Origin of the sequence: Variovorax sp. OV700 (assembly GCF_900099805.1) — a bacterium.
Lineage (GTDB): Bacteria > Pseudomonadota > Gammaproteobacteria > Burkholderiales > Burkholderiaceae_C > Variovorax.
Window position 1 is genome coordinate 229083 of sequence record NZ_FNDR01000001.1, and the last position, 17218, is coordinate 246300.

Consider the following 17218-nt stretch of genomic DNA (forward strand, 5'->3'; position numbering starts at 1 on the left):
GGGCGCACCTTCGATTTGCACGCGGCAAAGGCGGGCGATGTTCCAGGAGCGGGACAATGTGTCACGCCCGTTCAGACCCTCCGGAGGGCCCGGGCACAATCGCGCGCATGCCGCTCTCGAAGCACAGCCTGCCTGCATGCCTCGCGCTGACCCTCGGCTGGTATCGCCGCATACCGCCCTACTTTCTCTTCCAGATGCAGGTGGACGGGCACTCCTGACGCTCAGTTAGCAGAACGGCGAATCCGGGTCAGACAAGATGCCAGCGCCGACTGTGCTGCCCCTGCTTGGCGAACACATGCGCAAGGTGCTTCTTGACTGTGTTGACGCTGATGCCGAGTCGCTCGGCAATCTGCTTGTTGGTCATGTCCCGGTACATCAGCGACAGCACCTCGTCCTCTCGCGCGGTCAATCTCACTGCAGGGGGTGTTGCACTGGAGGCCGGTCGTCCGCCGGCCGCCTTCAATCGCAGCACGGACAGATACAGCGCCTGCAACACCGGACCTGGAAAGCCCAGGGCGCCTGCCAGAACGGCATCCAGCAATTGTGCAAACTGCTCTGCGCTCGCTGTCCACTCGACGCAGCCGCGCGCTTGACATCGAATCGCTGCATCCAGGCCTTGTGTCGAAGGCTGCTCCCAGCCGAGGAGCCAGTCGGTGGCTGGAAAGTGGCGGCGCAGATCGGTCAATTGGTTGACGCTGTGCGGCGAAATCAGCGCGATATCCACGAGCAGCAAACGAGGTGCCTGTCGCCGGCAGCGGGCCTCCAGGTCGGAGATGCTGTTCATCTCCGCGTATTCGACTTGGTACATCCGCTCGGCCCGATGCCTCGAGGCCAGCAGGCCCAGCCCGAACAACGCCGATGCGCGGCTTGGGCTGCTTGCGACGAGAACTGAAACACGGGTTTCGAGCGCAAGGCACGCGGCGGGAGATTGGATCTCCGGGCAATCCGGTTGACGATGGCTCGATGCCCGCCGCGCGGGCCGTGCGAATGCCGGCCACGCGCAAAAGTCTCGCGCCGACGGTCGAGCAGGATCTACGTTCCGCGCAGGTTCCAACCTGGCAGGCGGCTGTGGGACTTGTTCCATGGGCTTCCCTGAGACGCTCGCTTGAAGTAATGATAAAGGCCGCACAACTGCGCGAATCGATTCGCGATCCTCCCAAGGTATCGAAGTGTGAATGCAGCGAAGCGCGAGCGGCGCGCGTGGCGCACGACGTCGAGGCGCGACGGCACCTCCCCATGGATGAGTGCGCCACCGCCACTGCGCGTCATCCTTTGGGTGACAACTTACGACCTATGGACAAGGCGCAGGCTGGCGGTTCAGCATCGATATCCCGCCTGATACGCGAACCTGGAAGTTCGCCAACGCCTCTCTCGAAATTGCTATTGCCATCGGAGTATTTTTTCAGCAAAGGAGTGTTGTATGCCCGCGCTAAATTTGACGGCCGGCTCGACCGTCACTCTGGACGAATCCGCCAATTTGCAGAACCTTGCCGCTACGCCCGCTGTTGCGGGCGACAGTAACGACAACGACATCGCCGCAAGCTCGCTGCCGACAGCTTTCAGCACCCGACTGGCGACCCAGAATGTCGGGACCGCCATCAACGCCGCCTTGAGCGGCTACGACGGCACGAATACCGGCACCAACGCATTCACATTCACCGTGTCCGGAACGGTGAGCGATCTTGCATTCACGGACACCAACGGCGCTTTGTTCAACGGTGCCGACAGCGGCCTCAATACCACCGACGGCGAAGATATCTTCCTTTACACCGACACAACCAACAACAACATCGTCTATGGGAAGACGGCCCTCAATGTCGTCGTGTTTGCGGCCTACCTGGAGGAAACGGGAACACCGGTGTCAGGCGCGAAGCTCTGGACGGTTCAATACGAAGCGATATCGAATCCGGATGCTTCGAACCCGGACGACCCCGTCAATCTCGCGGACAAGATATTTGTCTCCGTCACTTCGGATAACGCGTTTTCTTTTGCCAATGTGCCCTCAGGCCAGAATCTGTTCGCAATGTTCGGCAATGCGAGCACCGCCATCGTCGTGACTGGCAAGAATCCGGCGAATGAATCGACGGGCGCTAAATTCAACGACGGAGACACGGTCAATTCCAGTCAGGGCGGCGGGTTCACGAGCCTGGGCACCAACAACCAGATGATTGATCCCCCCGGCGGCAAGAACGGTGCCGAAGGGATGTATTTCACTTTCGTGAGTGGCGCCAACACCGACAACACGGTTCCCAATCTCGATCAGAACGAGGCCGACGAAGAATCGAACATCAATTTCACCGGCCTTGTCAGCACCACTTCGGCAGCTTTCACGGTCGCGCAATTGCAGCCCGATAAAGCCGCCACGCTCAAGATCAGCGCCTTTACGACGGTGCTGGCGACTGGCGACAATTATGTGGACAACCTTCAAAATAATACGGCCGTCAATATCAGTTCCGTCGTCGTCCGTGATTCGGCCGGAAACCTGGTGACGGGGCTGTCCATTAATCTCAACGGCGACACCGCTGTGATCAGCGGAGTCAAGGCCGGCTATGTCATCGAATACCAGACGAGTGGCGGCCACAACCGCGTATTGATTGAAAACGTCGGCTCGACGGACAAGAATTTCGACGCCAGTTTCGACATCGGTGGATTCAGTCTGCCTCAGACCGTCCAGTCCACGGGAGAAGTTGGCTCCATGATGGTCTTCGAAGACGACGGCCCATCGGCCTCGCTGGCAGCGGCCACCGACACGGTGCTGCTCAATACGCAGGATGCCGACACCATCGGCGCCAACACCGACTCGGACACGCAGGACTTTGCAACGGCCTTCAGCGCGGCCTCGGTCAACTACGGTGCCGACGGGCCGGGCACCACCACCTCGAGCTTTGCGCTCGGTGTGGCCACGCAGGGCGGCGACTCAGGGCTCAAGAGCGATGGCGCCACCATCTACCTGTATCTGGTGGGCGGCAAGGTCATCGGGTCGACATCGGCCACTGAGGCCGGCATTCTTGCCACCAACACCATCTTCGACGTTGCAGTCAGCGCGGCCGGCTCGGTCACGCTGCAGCAGTTTGCCGAGATCGACCACGCACTGCCGGGTGACTCGTCCAACTACGCGGCCCAGGAAGCCACGCTGGCCGACACGCTGATCACGCTCACCAACACGGTGACGGTGACCGACGGGGATGGCGACACGGCGACCGATTCCGAGGTGCTCAACATCGGGGCCAACATCAAGTTCGACGACGACGGGCCGTCCGTCGTGCTGGCAGCGGCCACCGACACGGTGCTGCTCAACACGCAGGATGCTGACACCGTCGGCGCGGCCACCGACTCCGACACGCAGGACTTCTCGACCGCCTTCGGCGTGACCTCGAGCAGTTATGGCGCCGACGGGCCGGGCACCACCACTTCGAGCTTTGCGCTCGGCGTGGCCACGCAGGGTGGGGATTCGGGGCTCAAGAGCGATGGCGCCACCATCTACTTGTACGTGGTGGCGGGGAAGGTCATCGGATCGACTTCGGCCACCGAGGCCGGCATCACCGTGGGCAACACCATCTTCGACGTCGCGGTCAGTGCGGCCGGCTCGGTCACGCTGCAGCAGTTTGCCGAGATCGACCACGCACTGCCGGGTGACTCGTCCAACTACGCGGCCCAGGAAGCCACGCTGGCCGATACGCTGATCACCCTGACCAACACGGTGACGGTGACCGACGGTGACGGCGACACGGCGACCGACTCCGAGGTGCTCAACATCGGCGCCAACATCAAGTTCGACGACGACGGGCCGTCCGTCGTGCTGGCAGCGGCCACCGACACGGTGCTGCTCAACACGCAGGATGCTGACACCGTCGGCGCGGCCACCGACTCCGACACGCAGGACTTCTCTACCGCATTTGGCGCGGCCTCGGTCAACTACGGCGCCGACGGGCCGGGCACGACCACTTCGAGCTTCACGCTCGGCGTGGCCACGCAGGGTGGGGATTCGGGGCTCAAGAGCGATGGCGCGACCATCCGGCTGTACTTGGTGGCCGGAAAGGTCATCGGGTCGACTTCGGCCACCGAAGCCGGCATCACGGCGGGCAACACCATCTTCGACGTCTCGGTGAGCGCCACCGGTTCGGTGACGCTGCAGCAGTTCGCCGAGATCGATCACGCGCTGCCGGGTGACTCGTCCAACTACGCGGACCAGGAGGCCTCGCTGGTCGACACGCTGATCACCTTGACCAATTCCGTAACGGTCACCGATGGCGATGGCGACACGGCGACCGATTCCGAGGTGCTCAACATCGGCGCCAACATCAAGTTCGACGACGACGGGCCGTCCGTCTCGCTGGCAGCGGCCACCGACACGGTGCTGCTCAATACGCAGGATGCCGACACCATCGGCGCGGCCACCGACTCCGACACGCAAAACTTTGCAACGGCCTTTGGCGTGGCGTCGACCAGCTACGGCGCCGACGGGGCGGGCACCACGACGTCTAGCTTTGCGCTCGGTGTGGCCACTCAGGGTGGCGACTCGGGGCTCAAGAGCGATGGCGCCACCATCTACTTGTACGTGGTGGCGGGGAAGGTCATCGGCTCGACTTCAGCCACCGAGGCTGGCATTCTTGCCACCAACACCATCTTCGACGTTGCAGTCAGCGCGGCCGGCTCGGTCACGCTGCAGCAGTTCGCCGAGATCGATCACGCACTGCCGGGTGATTCGTCCAACTACGCGGCCCAGGAAGCCACGCTGGCCGATACGCTGATCACCCTGACCAACACGGTGACGGTGACCGACGGTGACGGCGACACGGCGACCGACTCCGAGGTGCTGAACATCGGTGCCAACATCAAGTTCGACGACGACGGGCCGTCCGTCGTGCTGGCAGCGCCCACCGACACGGTGCTGCTCAACACGCAGGATGCCCAGACCATCGGCGCCAATACCGACTCCGACACGCAGGACTTCTCGACCGCCTTCGGCGTGACCTCGAGCAGCTACGGCGCCGACGGGGCGGGCTCCACCGCCTCGACCTTTGCGCTTGGCGTATCGACTCAGGGCGTCTCTTCCGGACTCACGAGTGACGGCGCAACCATCAGGCTGTACCTGGTGGGCGGCAAGGTCATCGGGTCCACTTCTGCCACCGAGGCCGGCATCACCGTGGGCAACACCATCTTCGACGTCGCGGTCAGTGGAACCGGTTCAGTGACGCTGCAGCAGTTCGCCGAGATTGATCACGCGCTGCCAGGCGTAGGGTCGAACTATGCGGCCCAGGAAGCCACGCTGGCTGACACGCTGATCACCTTGACCAATTCCGTAACGGTCACCGATGGCGATGGCGACACAGCGACCGACTCCGAGGTGCTCAACATCGGTGCCAACATCAAGTTCGACGACGACGGCCCGACGGTGACCGCCATCTCCGACCTCACTGGAGCGAATGACGGCCTGCCCATTGCCGGAACCTACAACTTCTCCGTGGGCGCCGACGACGTGGACAACGCGTCGACCGACGGCATCGTGCTCAACAGCCTGACCGGAACGACCGGCGGCGGCCGGCCGATCACCGATGCGGCCGTCACGCACTTTGCCGAAGATGCCACCTCGGTCACCTACCACTTCAGCTTCAACTACTACCCGGGGCCCACGTCGACGACGACGCAGGCGGCAACCGGCACGGTCGTCTTCAACAAGACCGACGGTACCTTCGCCTTTGACATGGATCAGCTCATCGGTGGACAAACGACGTTCTCCACGAGCTCGCCGCTGGCTTCGTTCAACTACGACACTGAAGGCAACAACTCGCCGGAAATCGTGGTCCAGCAGTACAGCAGCGACTTCTTCGGCGTGCTGTCCGCCAGGGCTGCCACGCCGCCGAGTGACTCCAGCGACCTGGTAGCGGGCGGAAATCACGCGTTTGTTGCCGGCGAAACCTTCAATAGCGCAGGTGCGGGTTTTGTCAATGTCGCGACCAGCACCCTCGGCGTGAACTCCGACACCGTGCAGGCCGGCGAGTTGCTGAACTTCGACTTCTACAGGTCGAATCCAGTGAGCAACCCCAACTTGACGAGTCCGCCGCCGCGACCCGGAGCTGCCGTCGTCGGTACGGACAAGGCCTACGCCGACGCGATCAACATCACGATCGATCAGATCACGGACGGCGAAGACGTGGCGATCCTGCTGAAATTGTTCGATGCGTCGACCAACACCACCACGACCCGGCTGCTGATTGCCAACTCTGCGACGGACTATCAGTCTGGCGCAGGAGGCACGAAGATCGTCAGCATCGGAGAGGACGACTACGACAGCGCCACCTACCAGATCGCGGGCGTGCAGGTCCTGAGCAGCACCGAAGACCTCACCGGCACGGGCGTGAGCCTGAGTACCCACAGCTCGGTGAATCTGACCGCAGCCGGGATGAACTACGCCGATACATCGGACAACGACGTGTTCAAGATCATAAAGATCGATGTGGTCACAGAAACGACGATCAACTCGGACGTGGACCTGAACTTTGGAGGCCAGCTGATCGACGGCGACGCCGACTTCGCGAACTTCGACTTCGACGTGCATCTGGAGATCGATGGCATTGCCAATCTGATCGGCACGACCAGCCAGCCAGCGGTGATCGTGTAGCGGGCTCTCGAGCAAGGGGATAAAGGGGGCGGCAGAAATGCCGCCCCCTTTTCATCTGGCCTGCGCCAGGTGTACAAATGCCGGAGTTGCTCATCTGGCACTTGCACTCCATCGCTTGCAATTAGATCGCATGCGATATATCATTCGGCCCATGCCTTCCAAGCCACTCCCCGCCAAGTCCGCAGGCGCCCCCCAGGGCGATGCATTGGCGCTGGACGAGCAGCTCTGCTTCGCGCTCTATTCGACGATGCTGAGCCTCAACAAGGTGTACCGCGGCCTGCTGCGTGACTTGGACCTCACCTACCTGCAATACCTCGTCATGCTGGTGCTGTGGGAGCAGGACGGCGTCAACGTGTCCGAGATCTGCGCACGGCTGGCGCTCGAAACGACCACCCTCACCCCCCTTCTCAAACGGCTCGAAGCGCGTGGCCTCATCCAGCGCGTGCGGTCGGCAACGGACGAACGGCAGGTGATCGTTTCGCTCACCGCCGAAGGCCGCGCGCTTCGCGCCAAGGCCAAGGCACTTCCGTCATGTCTCGCGGAAGCCATGGAGCTGCAGCCCAAGGACATCGTCAAGCTGCGCACGCAGTTGAAAACGCTGCGTTCCAACCTCGACAGGAACGCGTGATGGCCTGCCACATCCGCCTTCCTGTTTTTCTCTCACATTTATATCGTACGCGATATTCATACGAACGATAGTTTTAGTTTGCATTAACCACCACGTCAAAAAAGGAACGCACCATGACCGTCAACAGCAAGAATCTCACTACCGCCGCCCCGACCCGCCGCAGCCTGCTGGTCGGCGGCGCTTCCGTTGCAGCCGGCGCCCTCGCGGGGACCGGCTTCTCCATGGCGGCATCCGCCGCTTCCACTGCCGCACCGAAAGCCGGCGCGGTCCACGCATCTTCAAAAGGAAAGCAACTCATGAGCAACACCATCGTCACCAAGGACGGCACCCAGCTTTACTACAAGGACTGGGGCCCCAGCACCGGCCAACCCGTCGTGTTCAGCCACGGCTGGCCGCTCAATTCCGACAGCTGGGAATCGCAGATGCTGTTCCTTGCCTCGCAGGGCTACCGCGCCGTGGCGCATGACCGCCGCGGCCACGGCCGCTCGAGCCAGCCCTGGAACGGCAACGACATGAATACCTACGCCGACGACCTGGCCACGGTCATCGAAACGCTGGACCTGAAGAACGCCATCCTGGTCGGCTTCTCGACCGGCGGCGGCGAGGTGGCGCGCTACATCGGCCGCCACGGCACCAAGCGCGTTGCCAAGGCCGCGCTGATCTCGGCCGTGCCGCCGCAAATGCTGAAGACCGCCGCTAACCCCGGTGGCCTGCCGATGGAGGTGTTCGACGGCCTGCGCGCGGCGCAGCTCGCGAACCGCTCGCAGTTCTACAAGGACTTGCCCACGGGTCCGTTCTTCGGCTTCAACCGGCCGGGTGCGAAGGTGTCGCAGGGCTTGATCGACGCTTGGTGGGCGCAGGGCATGATGGCAGGCCACAAGAACACCTATGACTCGATCAAGGCGTTCTCGGAAACCGACTTCACCGAAGACCTGAAGAAGTTCGACGTGCCGACGCTCATCGTCCACGGCGACGACGACCAGATCGTGCCGATCGGCGCCTCGGGCCTGGCCTCGGCCAAGCTGGTGAAGAACAACAAGCTCATCGTCTATCCGGGTGCGCCGCATGGGCTGACCGACACGCACAAGGACAAGTTCAACGCCGATCTGCTGGCGTTCATCAAGTCCTGAGCGTTCCACTCTTGCCCCCTCTCCCTCTGGGAGAGGGGGCCGAGCCCTCCCCTTCTTTCTCCCTCTCCCTCTGGGAGAGGGTTGGGGTGAGGGCATCGGCGCCAACGAAACGGCCGCGCCTCATCACAAGCACATGCCCTCACCCCCGCCCTCTCCCGGAGGGAGAGGGAGCCAAACCGGGAGAGGGAGAAAGACCTCAAGACTCCTCTTCGTACCACCGGTCCTTCGAAAGCATCACCCGATGGTGCCCACACCCCGCCGGCATCATCGGAAAGCAGTTCTCCTGCGCGGCAACCTGCACGTCGAGAAAGAACGGCCCCTCGCTGCCAAGGCATTCGGCAAGCGCCGCCTCCAACTCGGCCGGATCCCGAACGCGCCGCGCACCCCAACCGAAAGCCTTGGCGAGCGCGACGAAATCGGGCAGCGCCTCGTTCCAGCTGTGGCTCAGCCGGTTGCCGTGGTTGAGCTCCTGCCACTGGCGCACCATGCCCATGTAGCCGTTGTTGCACAGCACCAGCTTGACCGGCGTGCGGTGCTGCACGGCCGTTGAAAGCTCCTGGATGTTCATGAGCACCGAGGCGTCGCCGCTCACGCACACCGTGAGCGCGCCGGGATGCGCAACCTGCGCGCCGATGGCCGCCGGCAATCCGTAGCCCATGGTGCCGGCCCCGCCCGATGTGAGCCAGCGCCGCGGCCGATCGAAGCGCAGGTATTGCGCGGCCCACATCTGGTGCTGACCCACGTCGGTCGACACGATGGCGTCGCGCCCGGCAACGGCGCGCTGCAGCGACGACATCAGCTGCTGCGGCAGGATCGCGTCACCGCGCGGCGTGAAGCCAAGGCAATCTTCCGCGCGCCAGCGTTCGATGCGCTGCCACCAGGGCGCAAGCCGTTCGGGCACCAACGCATCCGCGGGCAGCAACGCGAGTAGGGCTCGGACGATATCGCCGCAGTCGCCGACCATCGGCACGTCGACCTTCACCACCTTGTTGATGCTGCCCGGATCGATGTCGATGTGGATCTTGCGCGCATGCGGGCAGAACTCGTCAAGCTTGCCGGTCACGCGGTCGTCGAAGCGCGCGCCGACGCACACCACCAGATCGGCCTCGTGCATGGCCAGGTTGGCTTCGAGCATGCCGTGCATGCCCAGCATGCCGATGAACTTCGGGTCCGACGCAGGAAAGGCGCCGAGCCCCATCAGCGTGAGCGTGCACGGCGCATGCAGGCGGTGCACCAGCTGCGCGAAAGCTTCACACGCGGCCGGGCCCGAGTTGATCAGCCCGCCGCCGCCGTAGATCACCGGCCGGCGCGCCGTCCCGATCAGGTCGGCCGCGCGCTGCAGCATGGCCCGCGGCGGCAGCGCGGCCCTGCCCGTGCGCAGTGCGCGCAGCGGTCGCAGTTCGGCACCGCGGCCGAGCCGCATGAGCTGTACATCCTTCGGCACGTCGAGCAGCACCGGCCCCGGCCGTCCCGACGCGGCGATCTCCAGCGCGCGGCGCACCAGCTGCGGCACGTCGTCGGCCCCGCGCACCTGCTGGTTCCACTTGGTCACCGGCCTGGACATGCCGAGCGCGTCGCTCTCCTGGAAGGCCTGCGTGCCGATCACCCCCGTCGCCACCTGCCCGCTGATGCACAAGAGCGGCACCGAATCGCTGATGGCGTCGAGCAGGCCGCTGATGGTGTTGCCCACGCCCGGCCCCGACGTGACGAGCACCACGCCCACGCGCCCCGTGGTGCGCGCATAGCCTTCGGCGGCATGTACGGCGGCTTGCTCATGCCGCACCAGCACATGGCGCAGCCGAGGCTCGCCGTGGAGCGCGTCATAAAGCGGCAGCGCGGCGCCGCCGGGATAGCCGAAAAGAGTGTCGACGCCGCATTCGACCAATGTATCGAGCAGGGCCTCGGCCCCGTTGCGCACGCGGGTCGCATCGGCGGAAGCCGCGTGCTGAAGGGATGCAGAAGAAGTGGGAGGAAGGTCGAGCAGTCTCATGCCGTCGATTCTTCCGGTTCTGATGCAGAATTTGCTTCTTTCTTTTGGCTCTTTCGGTTCATTTCATGAAAACTCTTCGAAAAATGCCGTCGAATGAAGAAGGATCTTTCGACAAGATCGACATGACGATCCTCCGGGTGCTGCTGCTCGACTCGCGCAAGACCCTGCAGGAGATCGGCAACGAGGTCGGCCTGTCGCCCACCAGTTGCTGGACGCGCATCAAGAAGCTCGAAGCCCAGGGCGTGATCAAGCGCTACACCATCGACGTCGATCCGGCCAGGCTCGGCTATCACGATTCGGTCATCGTGCAGGTCACGCTCGAAAGCCACACCGACGAGACGCTGTACGACTTCGGCCGCGTGCTTGCGACCATTCCGGAGATCCAGGAGGCGTATCTCGTGTCGGGTGACTACGACTACTACATCCGCATCGCGGTGCGCGACACGCGAGACTACGAGCGGCTGCTGCGCGAAAAGCTCTACAAGATTCCGGGCATCCGCCACAGCAAGTCGCACTTCGTGCTGCGCGTGCTGAAGGAGACCAGCGTGCCCCTCATCTGACGGGCCAGGAATCAACGCACGAGCCAGCCGTTGATCTCGTCGATGACCTCGGTTTTGGGGCCGCCCGCAAGCGCCTGCAAGCGTACGCGCGACAGCATGTAGACAAAGCGGGCCTGCGCCAGGTCGCGCTGCGCGGAGACCTTCAGCTGCTCCGCGTTCAGAACGTCGGGCAAGGTGCGGCTGCCGGCCTCGAACGATCGGCTGTTCGAGATGACGACCTGCTCGGCAGAACGCACCGCCTGTTCGAGTGCCCTGACCCGGAGCACCCCTTCCGTCACGCCGCGGAACTCGCGGTGCAGGCGGACTCCCAGGTCGCGGCGCATGGCTTCGAGGGCCTCTTCAGCGCGCAGCTGTCCTGCGAGCGCCTGCCTCACGGTCGAACTCACATGGCCGCCCGAATAAAGCGGAATGTTGAGCTGCAGGCCGATGGACCGGTTGGTGTAGCGGGTCTTGATGCTGGTGATCGTGTCGCTGTCGTTGCGCGACCACTGGGCGACGGCGTCCAGGGTGGGATAGTGGCCGGCTTGGGCCTTCTCCACCTCGTATTTGGCCGCTTCCACTTGCGCGACAAGCGATTGGAGTTCTGGGCTGTTGGTCTCGGCCTGCTCGACCCAGGCTTCCAGCCGGTCGGGCACCGGCGGGACCAGCCGCATCCTGGACGAATCCAGCGGCGCCAGCCTGTCGATCGGGTGATTGACCAGGCTCTGGATCTGCCGGCGTGTGAAGTCCAGGTTCTGGCGCGCCTCGAGTTCCTGCGCCACGTTGAGGTCCAGCGCCGCACGTGCTTCATCGATGTCGGTGCGCGTGCCAAGGCCGGCCCTGAACCGCTTCTGTGCAGCATCGAACTGGGTCGTGTAGGCCGTCTTCTGCGCCAGCACCAGCGCAAGATGTTCTTCGGCCAGGAGCGCCTCGAAATAGGCGCCGCTCACGCGGACGCCGACGTTCTGCGTCTCGCGCTCCAGCGTTGCCTCGGCATCGTCAACCTGCGCCTGCGCCTGGCGGTAGTCGGCCACCAGTTGCATGCGAAAGAGCGGTTGGCGCAAAGTCAACGCCTCGCTGCTGCTGGTGTAGCGCAGGTTGGCGGTGACCAGCTGCCCGGAGGCATCGGGCGAGGTTCGTTCCAGCGAATTTCGATAGCGAGAGACGCTCGCCGACACGCTGGGAAGCAGCTGCGCACGAGCCTGCGGCAAGCGCTCGCGCCGGGCGTCCGTGGCCGCACGCACGGCGCGGATCGTCGAGTCTTGAACCAGCGCTTCCCCATAGGCCTGCGACAAGTCGAGCGACCAAGCCTGGCCGGAGAGAAGGCCGGCAGCAGCGAATGCCAACAGGGATTTCTTCACTCTCATTCTTCCGTCATCGAGGCCGCGATGCGCTTGGTGAGCGGATGCAATAGATAGACGAGCAGCGAGCGCTCCCCGGTCTTGAAGACAACCTCGACCGGCATGCCCGGCTGCAGCGAACGCTTGCCGAGCTTCTTCAGGCCCTCCGGCGTCACGGCCACGCGCGCCAGGTAGTAGCTCGCGTTGGTTTGCGGGTCGACCAGCAAGTCGCCGGAGACCGAAACCAGCTTGCCCTGCACCACGAGCTGCGGAGAGTGGGCAAAGGACGAGAAGCGCACATCGACCGGTATGCCGGCGCGAATGCGGTCGATCAAGTGCGGCGGCACCCGGGTCTCAAGCAGCAAGGGCTCGTTGCCAGGAACCACGTCCATCAGTTTTTGCCCCGGCGCGATCACGCCGCCAACCGTCTGCGCCACCAACGCCACCACCTGGCCCGATGCAGGCGAGCGGATCTCGGTCCGGCCCAGTTCGTCGCGCAGGGCGACGAACTTCTCGTAGTCGCCAAGCACTTCGCGGCTGACTTCGGCCTGCTGGGTTTCCACTTCCTTGTGGTACTCCTGCTGCCTGGCAATGGCACGCTGGCGAAGCTCCGCGATGGACCGCCGGGCACGGCCCATGTTGCCGATGAGTTCGGCAATGGAGGTGTTCGATTCCGCAACCTGGCGCTCCATTTCCAGCTGGCGATTGCGCGGGGCAAACCCTTCACCGACCATCTTGCGCGTCTGGCCCAGTTCTTCGTGAAGAAGCGAAAGCTGCGTTCGGCGGCTGACCAGCATGCTTGAATAAGCTTGAGACAACTCGTGCTGGCCCTGGATGTTCTCTTCGATCGATTGCAGGTCGGCGCGCAAGGCGGCGCGGCGCGACCTGAGCAGTTGCTCCTGGTTGAACATCTGCTGGCGGATCAGCGGGTCCGAAGCCGCCGCTTGCAAGTCCGGATGGAAGTCGATGGTGTTCTGGCCTGCTTGTTCCGCCAGCAGCCGGCTCTGTATGGCGCGAAAACCCAGATAACGCTGCCGCACGGTTTCGAAGCTCGCCCGGGCCGCGGCGTCGTCGAGCTTGAACAGCAACTGGCCCTCCTGCACCTGATCGCCCTCGCCCACCCGCACCTCCTTGAGAATGCCGCCGATCTGGTGCTGGACCGCCTTGCGCTTGGTGTCGATGGCCACCTGCCCCTGGCTCGGCACGCCCTCGTCCAGTGGAGCAAACGCGGCCCACAGCAGAAACCCGCCGAATCCGGCCGCCAGCGCCCACGCGCCGATGCGCCCTGCGCGTCCGAACTCGTTCCTGAGGCCATGTGCATCGTCCTGCGACGGGTCGCTGTCCTCGACCGGCGAGGGGTTGGAAGTGACGTCCCTGAGAAGATTCGGTTTGGCCATTTGAAGCTCCCGGAGATGAATCGATGACTGGACGAAGGCGCCGGCTCAAGCCGACTGCACCAGGGCCGCCGTTCGCACGGCAGCAAGCTGAGGGCGACGGAAAGACGCCAGCACGGCGTCGCGCGGCCCGTCCGCGGCCAGTACGCCATCGCTCAAGACCATGAGGCGGTCGGCTACGGCAACCGCGCCCTGGCGGTGCGTTATCAGGAACACCGTTTTTCCCTTGGCCTTCAACTGCCGTATGGCGATCACCAGTGCGGCCTCCCCCGCGTCGTCGAGGTTGGCGTTCGGCTCATCCAGCACGATGAGCGAAGGGTCGCCATAGATCGCACGCGCCAGCCCGATGCGCTGCCTCTGACCGCCCGAAAGCAGGCTGCCTGCATCGCCGATGAGGGTGTCGTAGCCCTTCGGAAAGCGCAGGATCGTCTCGTGCATGCCAGCGCTGCTTGCGGCCTCGATCACCCTGCGCGAGTCGACCTCGCCGAGCCGCGCGATGTTTTCGGCGATGGAGCCGCCGAACAACTCCACGTCCTGCGGCAGGTAGCCGATGTGCGGCCCCAGCTCCAGACGATTCCAGCCACCGATCGGATCGCCGTCGAGCAGCACCGCGCCGGACGACGCGCTCCAGATGCCCACCATGACCTTCGCCAGCGTCGACTTGCCCGAGCCCGAAGGGCCCAGCACCGCGACCACGGTTCCTGCGGGAACCGCAAACGAAATGTTCTTGAGGATGGGTGCCGGACGGCCCGCGGCCCCTGCAGAAACGCCTTGCAAGCTGATGGCGCCGGTCGGTGCGGCCCGGGAAGGAACATTTTCCTGCCGGGGGAATTCGTCCAACAGTCTTTCGAGGCGCTGGAATGCGCCGCGGCAGGAGACAAAGCCGCGCCACGTGCCGACCAGCTGGTCGATGGGCGCCAGTGCGCGGCTCATCAGCACGTTCGCGGCAATCATGGCGCCTGGCGACAACTGGCCATCGATCACCAGCAGCGCGCCCGCCCCCAATGCGAGCGACTGTTGGCTGTAGCGTATGAACTTGCTCCAGCCGGCCACGCGGTTGATGAAGCCCTGCGCCAAAGCGCCCTTGTCCATGGAGCCCGCATGCTGGCGATTCCAGCGCTTTTGCAGGTTGGCGATCATGCCCATCGATTCGAGCACCTCGACGTTCCGAAGCTTCCCCTGCAGGTCGCCCATCGTTTCGCCCGCGGCTTTCTGCACCTCTTCGGCGGGTGCGGCGGTCTGCCTCTGCCCGAACCACGCCAGTGCGGCCTGGACCAGCGCGAACCCCAGCGACAGCACGCCGAGCCAGGGATGGAGAACGAAGATCACCGCGATGTAGATCGGCGTCCAGGGCGCATCGAATAGCGCGAAGACGCCCGAGCCGGTAAAGAACTGGCGGATGAGGTTGAGGTCAGCGAAGGGCTTGGACTTCGTGGACGCCGCCTGGCCGAGATAGGCCTGGAAGCTCCCGTTGAACACCCGGGTGCTCAGCTGCCGGTCGAAGCGCAGGCTGGCCCGCACCAGCAGGCGCGAGCGCAGCCATTCCGACAAGGCCAGCGCCACGAACAGGAGCAGCGTGATCAAGGACACCGCGAGCAGCGTCATTTCGCTTTGACTGGACAACACGCGGTCGAATATCTGCAGCATGTACAGCGTCGGCGCAAGCATGAGCAGGTTGGCCAGGAAGCTCAGCGAGCCCACCAGCAGGAACTCCCTTCGGAACCCCCAAAGAGCGCGCGCCAGTTCGCTGCGGCTGAAGAACGAAGGTTTGTTCATGGCTGTGGGCTCGGCTCTGGCGCGACGCTCGCGGCGTTGTCGGCATCGCGCTGTCTCGACACAGGCTGGTTTGCGGCCTTGCGGATTCGGTCCATCGCCTGCTCACCGGCTTTCTGCAGCGCGGCCAAGACCTCGTCGCGTGCGCCGAATCCCTGCATCGCGCCGTCAGACAGCACCAGCATCTTGTCGGCCACGGCCAGCACGCTGGTGCGGTGCGTCATGACGACGAAGGTGCTGCCGCGCGCCTTGAGTTTCAGAATGGCGGCCGCCAACGCGGCGTCGCCGGCGTCGTCGAGGCTCGAATTCGGCTCGTCGAGCACCACCAGCGCGGGCTCGCCGTAAAGAGCGCGCGCCAACGCGACCCGCTGCCGCTGCCCGCCCGACAGCACCGCGCCTTCGGTCCCTATCGGGGTGTCGTAGCCCAGCGGAAGGCTCGTGATGTAGGCATGCAGGTCGACGGCCACCGCGGCCTCCTTGACCTTCGAAGGCCGCACCTCTGCAAAGCGTGCAATGTTTTCGGCGATGGTGCCTTCGAGCAATTCCACTTCCTGCGGCAAATAGCCGATGTGCGGGCCGAGTTCGGTCTTGTCCCACGCGAACACGTCCGCGCCGTCCAGCCGCACCTTGCCGCTCGCCGCAGGCCAAAGGCCGACGATGAGCCGTGCCAGTGTTGTCTTCCCCGCGGCAGAGGGACCCACGACGGCCAGCACCTCGCCGGGCGCCAGGCTGAAGGCCACGTTCTTCAGAATGGCCGAGCCTCCGCCCGGAGCGCCTGCGACAAGGTTTTCGACATGCAGCGCGCCTTTGGGCGGCGGCAAGGGCATGGTCTCCGGCCGCGGCGCAATGGCACTCAACAGACTGCCCAGGCGTTGCCATGCATCGCTCGCATTGACCACCGTGCGCCACTGCGCCACCAGCATCACCAGCGGCGCCAGGGCCCGGCCGCCCAGGATCGAGCCGACCACCATCATTCCCGCGTCGCCGTTGAGCTGGTTCTTCAGCAGCAGCCAGGCGCCCAGTCCGAGCAGCAGGGAACCCGTGGTGATCTGCAAGAACTTGCTGACGGCCTGATAGCTCCCCGCGCTGTCCGAGGCCACGGCCTCGCGCTGCAGAAAATCGCGCCGCTTGCCCATCCAGCGGCGATGCACGTCCCGCAGCATGCCCATCGACTCGATGACCTGGGAGTTTCGGAGCGCGGCGTCCGCATACTGCTGGGCTTCGATCGCGCATCGATTGGCCGACACCAGCGGCGGACGCGTGTTGCGGTCGTTGAGCCAGCCGATGAATACCTGCAGCAGCGAACCCACGACGGCCGACCAGCCCAGCACCGGGCTGATGGCAAACATCAGCCCCATGAAGACCAGTGCAACCGGCGCTTCCATGAGCGCCAGCAGCGGAGGTGAATAGAGAAACTCGCGCAAGGTGCGAAGGTCGTTCAGCGGCTGCACGGTTCCGCCCGGCAACCGCTTGAGACCGGCTTCGAAGACGGCGACGAACACGCGATTGCGCAGCTTCCGATCGAGCTGCTGCCCGGCGCGGTACATCACCTCGGCGCGTGCCCAGTCGAGCACTTCCATCAAGCAGAAAGCGGCCAGCACCAGCAGCGTCAGCATGGCCAGCGTGAGCGCACTGCGACTGTTCACGACCCGCCCATACACCTCCAGCATGTACGCGCTCGGAGCCAGCAAAAGAAGGCCGGAGCACACACTGAACCAGGCCGCCCGCACGAAGTAGGAGCGGAGCGCTGTGACCGCCTGAAGCAGTTCGCCGGACTTTTCCTGAGGTTTCATGCCACCTCT

Annotated in this window: 10 protein-coding genes; 4 read left to right on the forward strand and 6 right to left on the reverse strand. The window is 64.3% G+C overall.

From position 1 onward, the window contains the following. Nucleotides 1-247 precede the first annotated feature (247 nt). Entirely contained in the window at nucleotides 248-784 is a 537-nt protein-coding gene (locus BLR24_RS30570; RefSeq protein WP_175543134.1) for a response regulator transcription factor, read from the reverse strand. A 636-nt stretch (nucleotides 785-1420) separates the two neighbouring features. Here BLR24_RS30570 and BLR24_RS01085 point away from each other — a divergent pair. The 3 genes from BLR24_RS01085 (at nucleotide 1421) to BLR24_RS01095 (ending at nucleotide 8380) form a co-directional block, all read left to right on the forward strand. Then, nucleotides 1421-6622 (forward strand): beta strand repeat-containing protein, encoded by a 5202-nt coding sequence (locus BLR24_RS01085; protein ID WP_139188687.1) that lies wholly within the window; start codon nucleotides 1421-1423, stop codon nucleotides 6620-6622. A gap of 151 nt (nucleotides 6623-6773) precedes the next feature. Next, nucleotides 6774-7250: a MarR family winged helix-turn-helix transcriptional regulator gene (locus BLR24_RS01090; RefSeq protein WP_093011370.1), complete on the forward strand. Its 477-nt coding sequence runs from the start codon at nucleotides 6774-6776 to the stop codon at nucleotides 7248-7250. Nucleotides 7251-7363: 113 nt separating this feature from the next. Continuing rightward, nucleotides 7364-8380: an alpha/beta fold hydrolase gene (locus tag BLR24_RS01095; RefSeq protein ID WP_093011373.1), complete on the forward strand. Its 1017-nt coding sequence runs from the start codon at nucleotides 7364-7366 to the stop codon at nucleotides 8378-8380. 196 nt (nucleotides 8381-8576) lie between these two features. Here BLR24_RS01095 and ilvB read toward each other — a convergent pair whose 3' ends face one another. Continuing rightward, nucleotides 8577-10370: a biosynthetic-type acetolactate synthase large subunit gene (gene ilvB / locus BLR24_RS01100; RefSeq protein ID WP_093011376.1), complete on the reverse strand. Its 1794-nt coding sequence runs from the start codon at nucleotides 10368-10370 to the stop codon at nucleotides 8577-8579. A 65-nt stretch (nucleotides 10371-10435) separates the two neighbouring features. Here ilvB and BLR24_RS01105 point away from each other — a divergent pair, with 65 nt between their 5' ends. Beyond that, on the forward strand, nucleotides 10436-10930 hold the full coding sequence (locus BLR24_RS01105; protein WP_217636269.1) for an Lrp/AsnC family transcriptional regulator: 495 nt from the start codon (nucleotides 10436-10438) through the stop codon (nucleotides 10928-10930). A gap of 11 nt (nucleotides 10931-10941) precedes the next feature. Here the strand turns inward: BLR24_RS01105 and BLR24_RS01110 are convergent, their stop codons facing one another. The 4 genes from BLR24_RS01110 to BLR24_RS01125 are packed head-to-tail and all read right to left on the reverse strand — an operon-like array spanning nucleotide 10942 to nucleotide 17209. After that, entirely contained in the window at nucleotides 10942-12276 is a 1335-nt protein-coding gene (locus tag BLR24_RS01110) for a TolC family outer membrane protein (protein ID WP_093011379.1), read from the reverse strand. Beyond that, entirely contained in the window at nucleotides 12273-13646 is a 1374-nt protein-coding gene (locus BLR24_RS01115; protein WP_093011381.1) for an HlyD family type I secretion periplasmic adaptor subunit, read from the reverse strand. The genes BLR24_RS01110 and BLR24_RS01115 overlap by 4 nt, the downstream gene beginning before the upstream one ends. A 45-nt stretch (nucleotides 13647-13691) precedes the next feature. Next, nucleotides 13692-15419 carry a type I secretion system permease/ATPase gene (locus BLR24_RS01120; RefSeq protein WP_093011383.1) on the reverse strand — a complete coding sequence of 576 codons (1728 nt, stop codon included), beginning with the start codon at nucleotides 15417-15419 and terminating at the stop codon, nucleotides 13692-13694. Further along, nucleotides 15416-17209: a type I secretion system permease/ATPase gene (locus BLR24_RS01125; RefSeq protein ID WP_093011386.1), complete on the reverse strand. Its 1794-nt coding sequence runs from the start codon at nucleotides 17207-17209 to the stop codon at nucleotides 15416-15418. Before BLR24_RS01125 ends, BLR24_RS01120 begins: the two co-directional genes overlap by 4 nt. Nucleotides 17210-17218 lie beyond the last annotated feature (9 nt).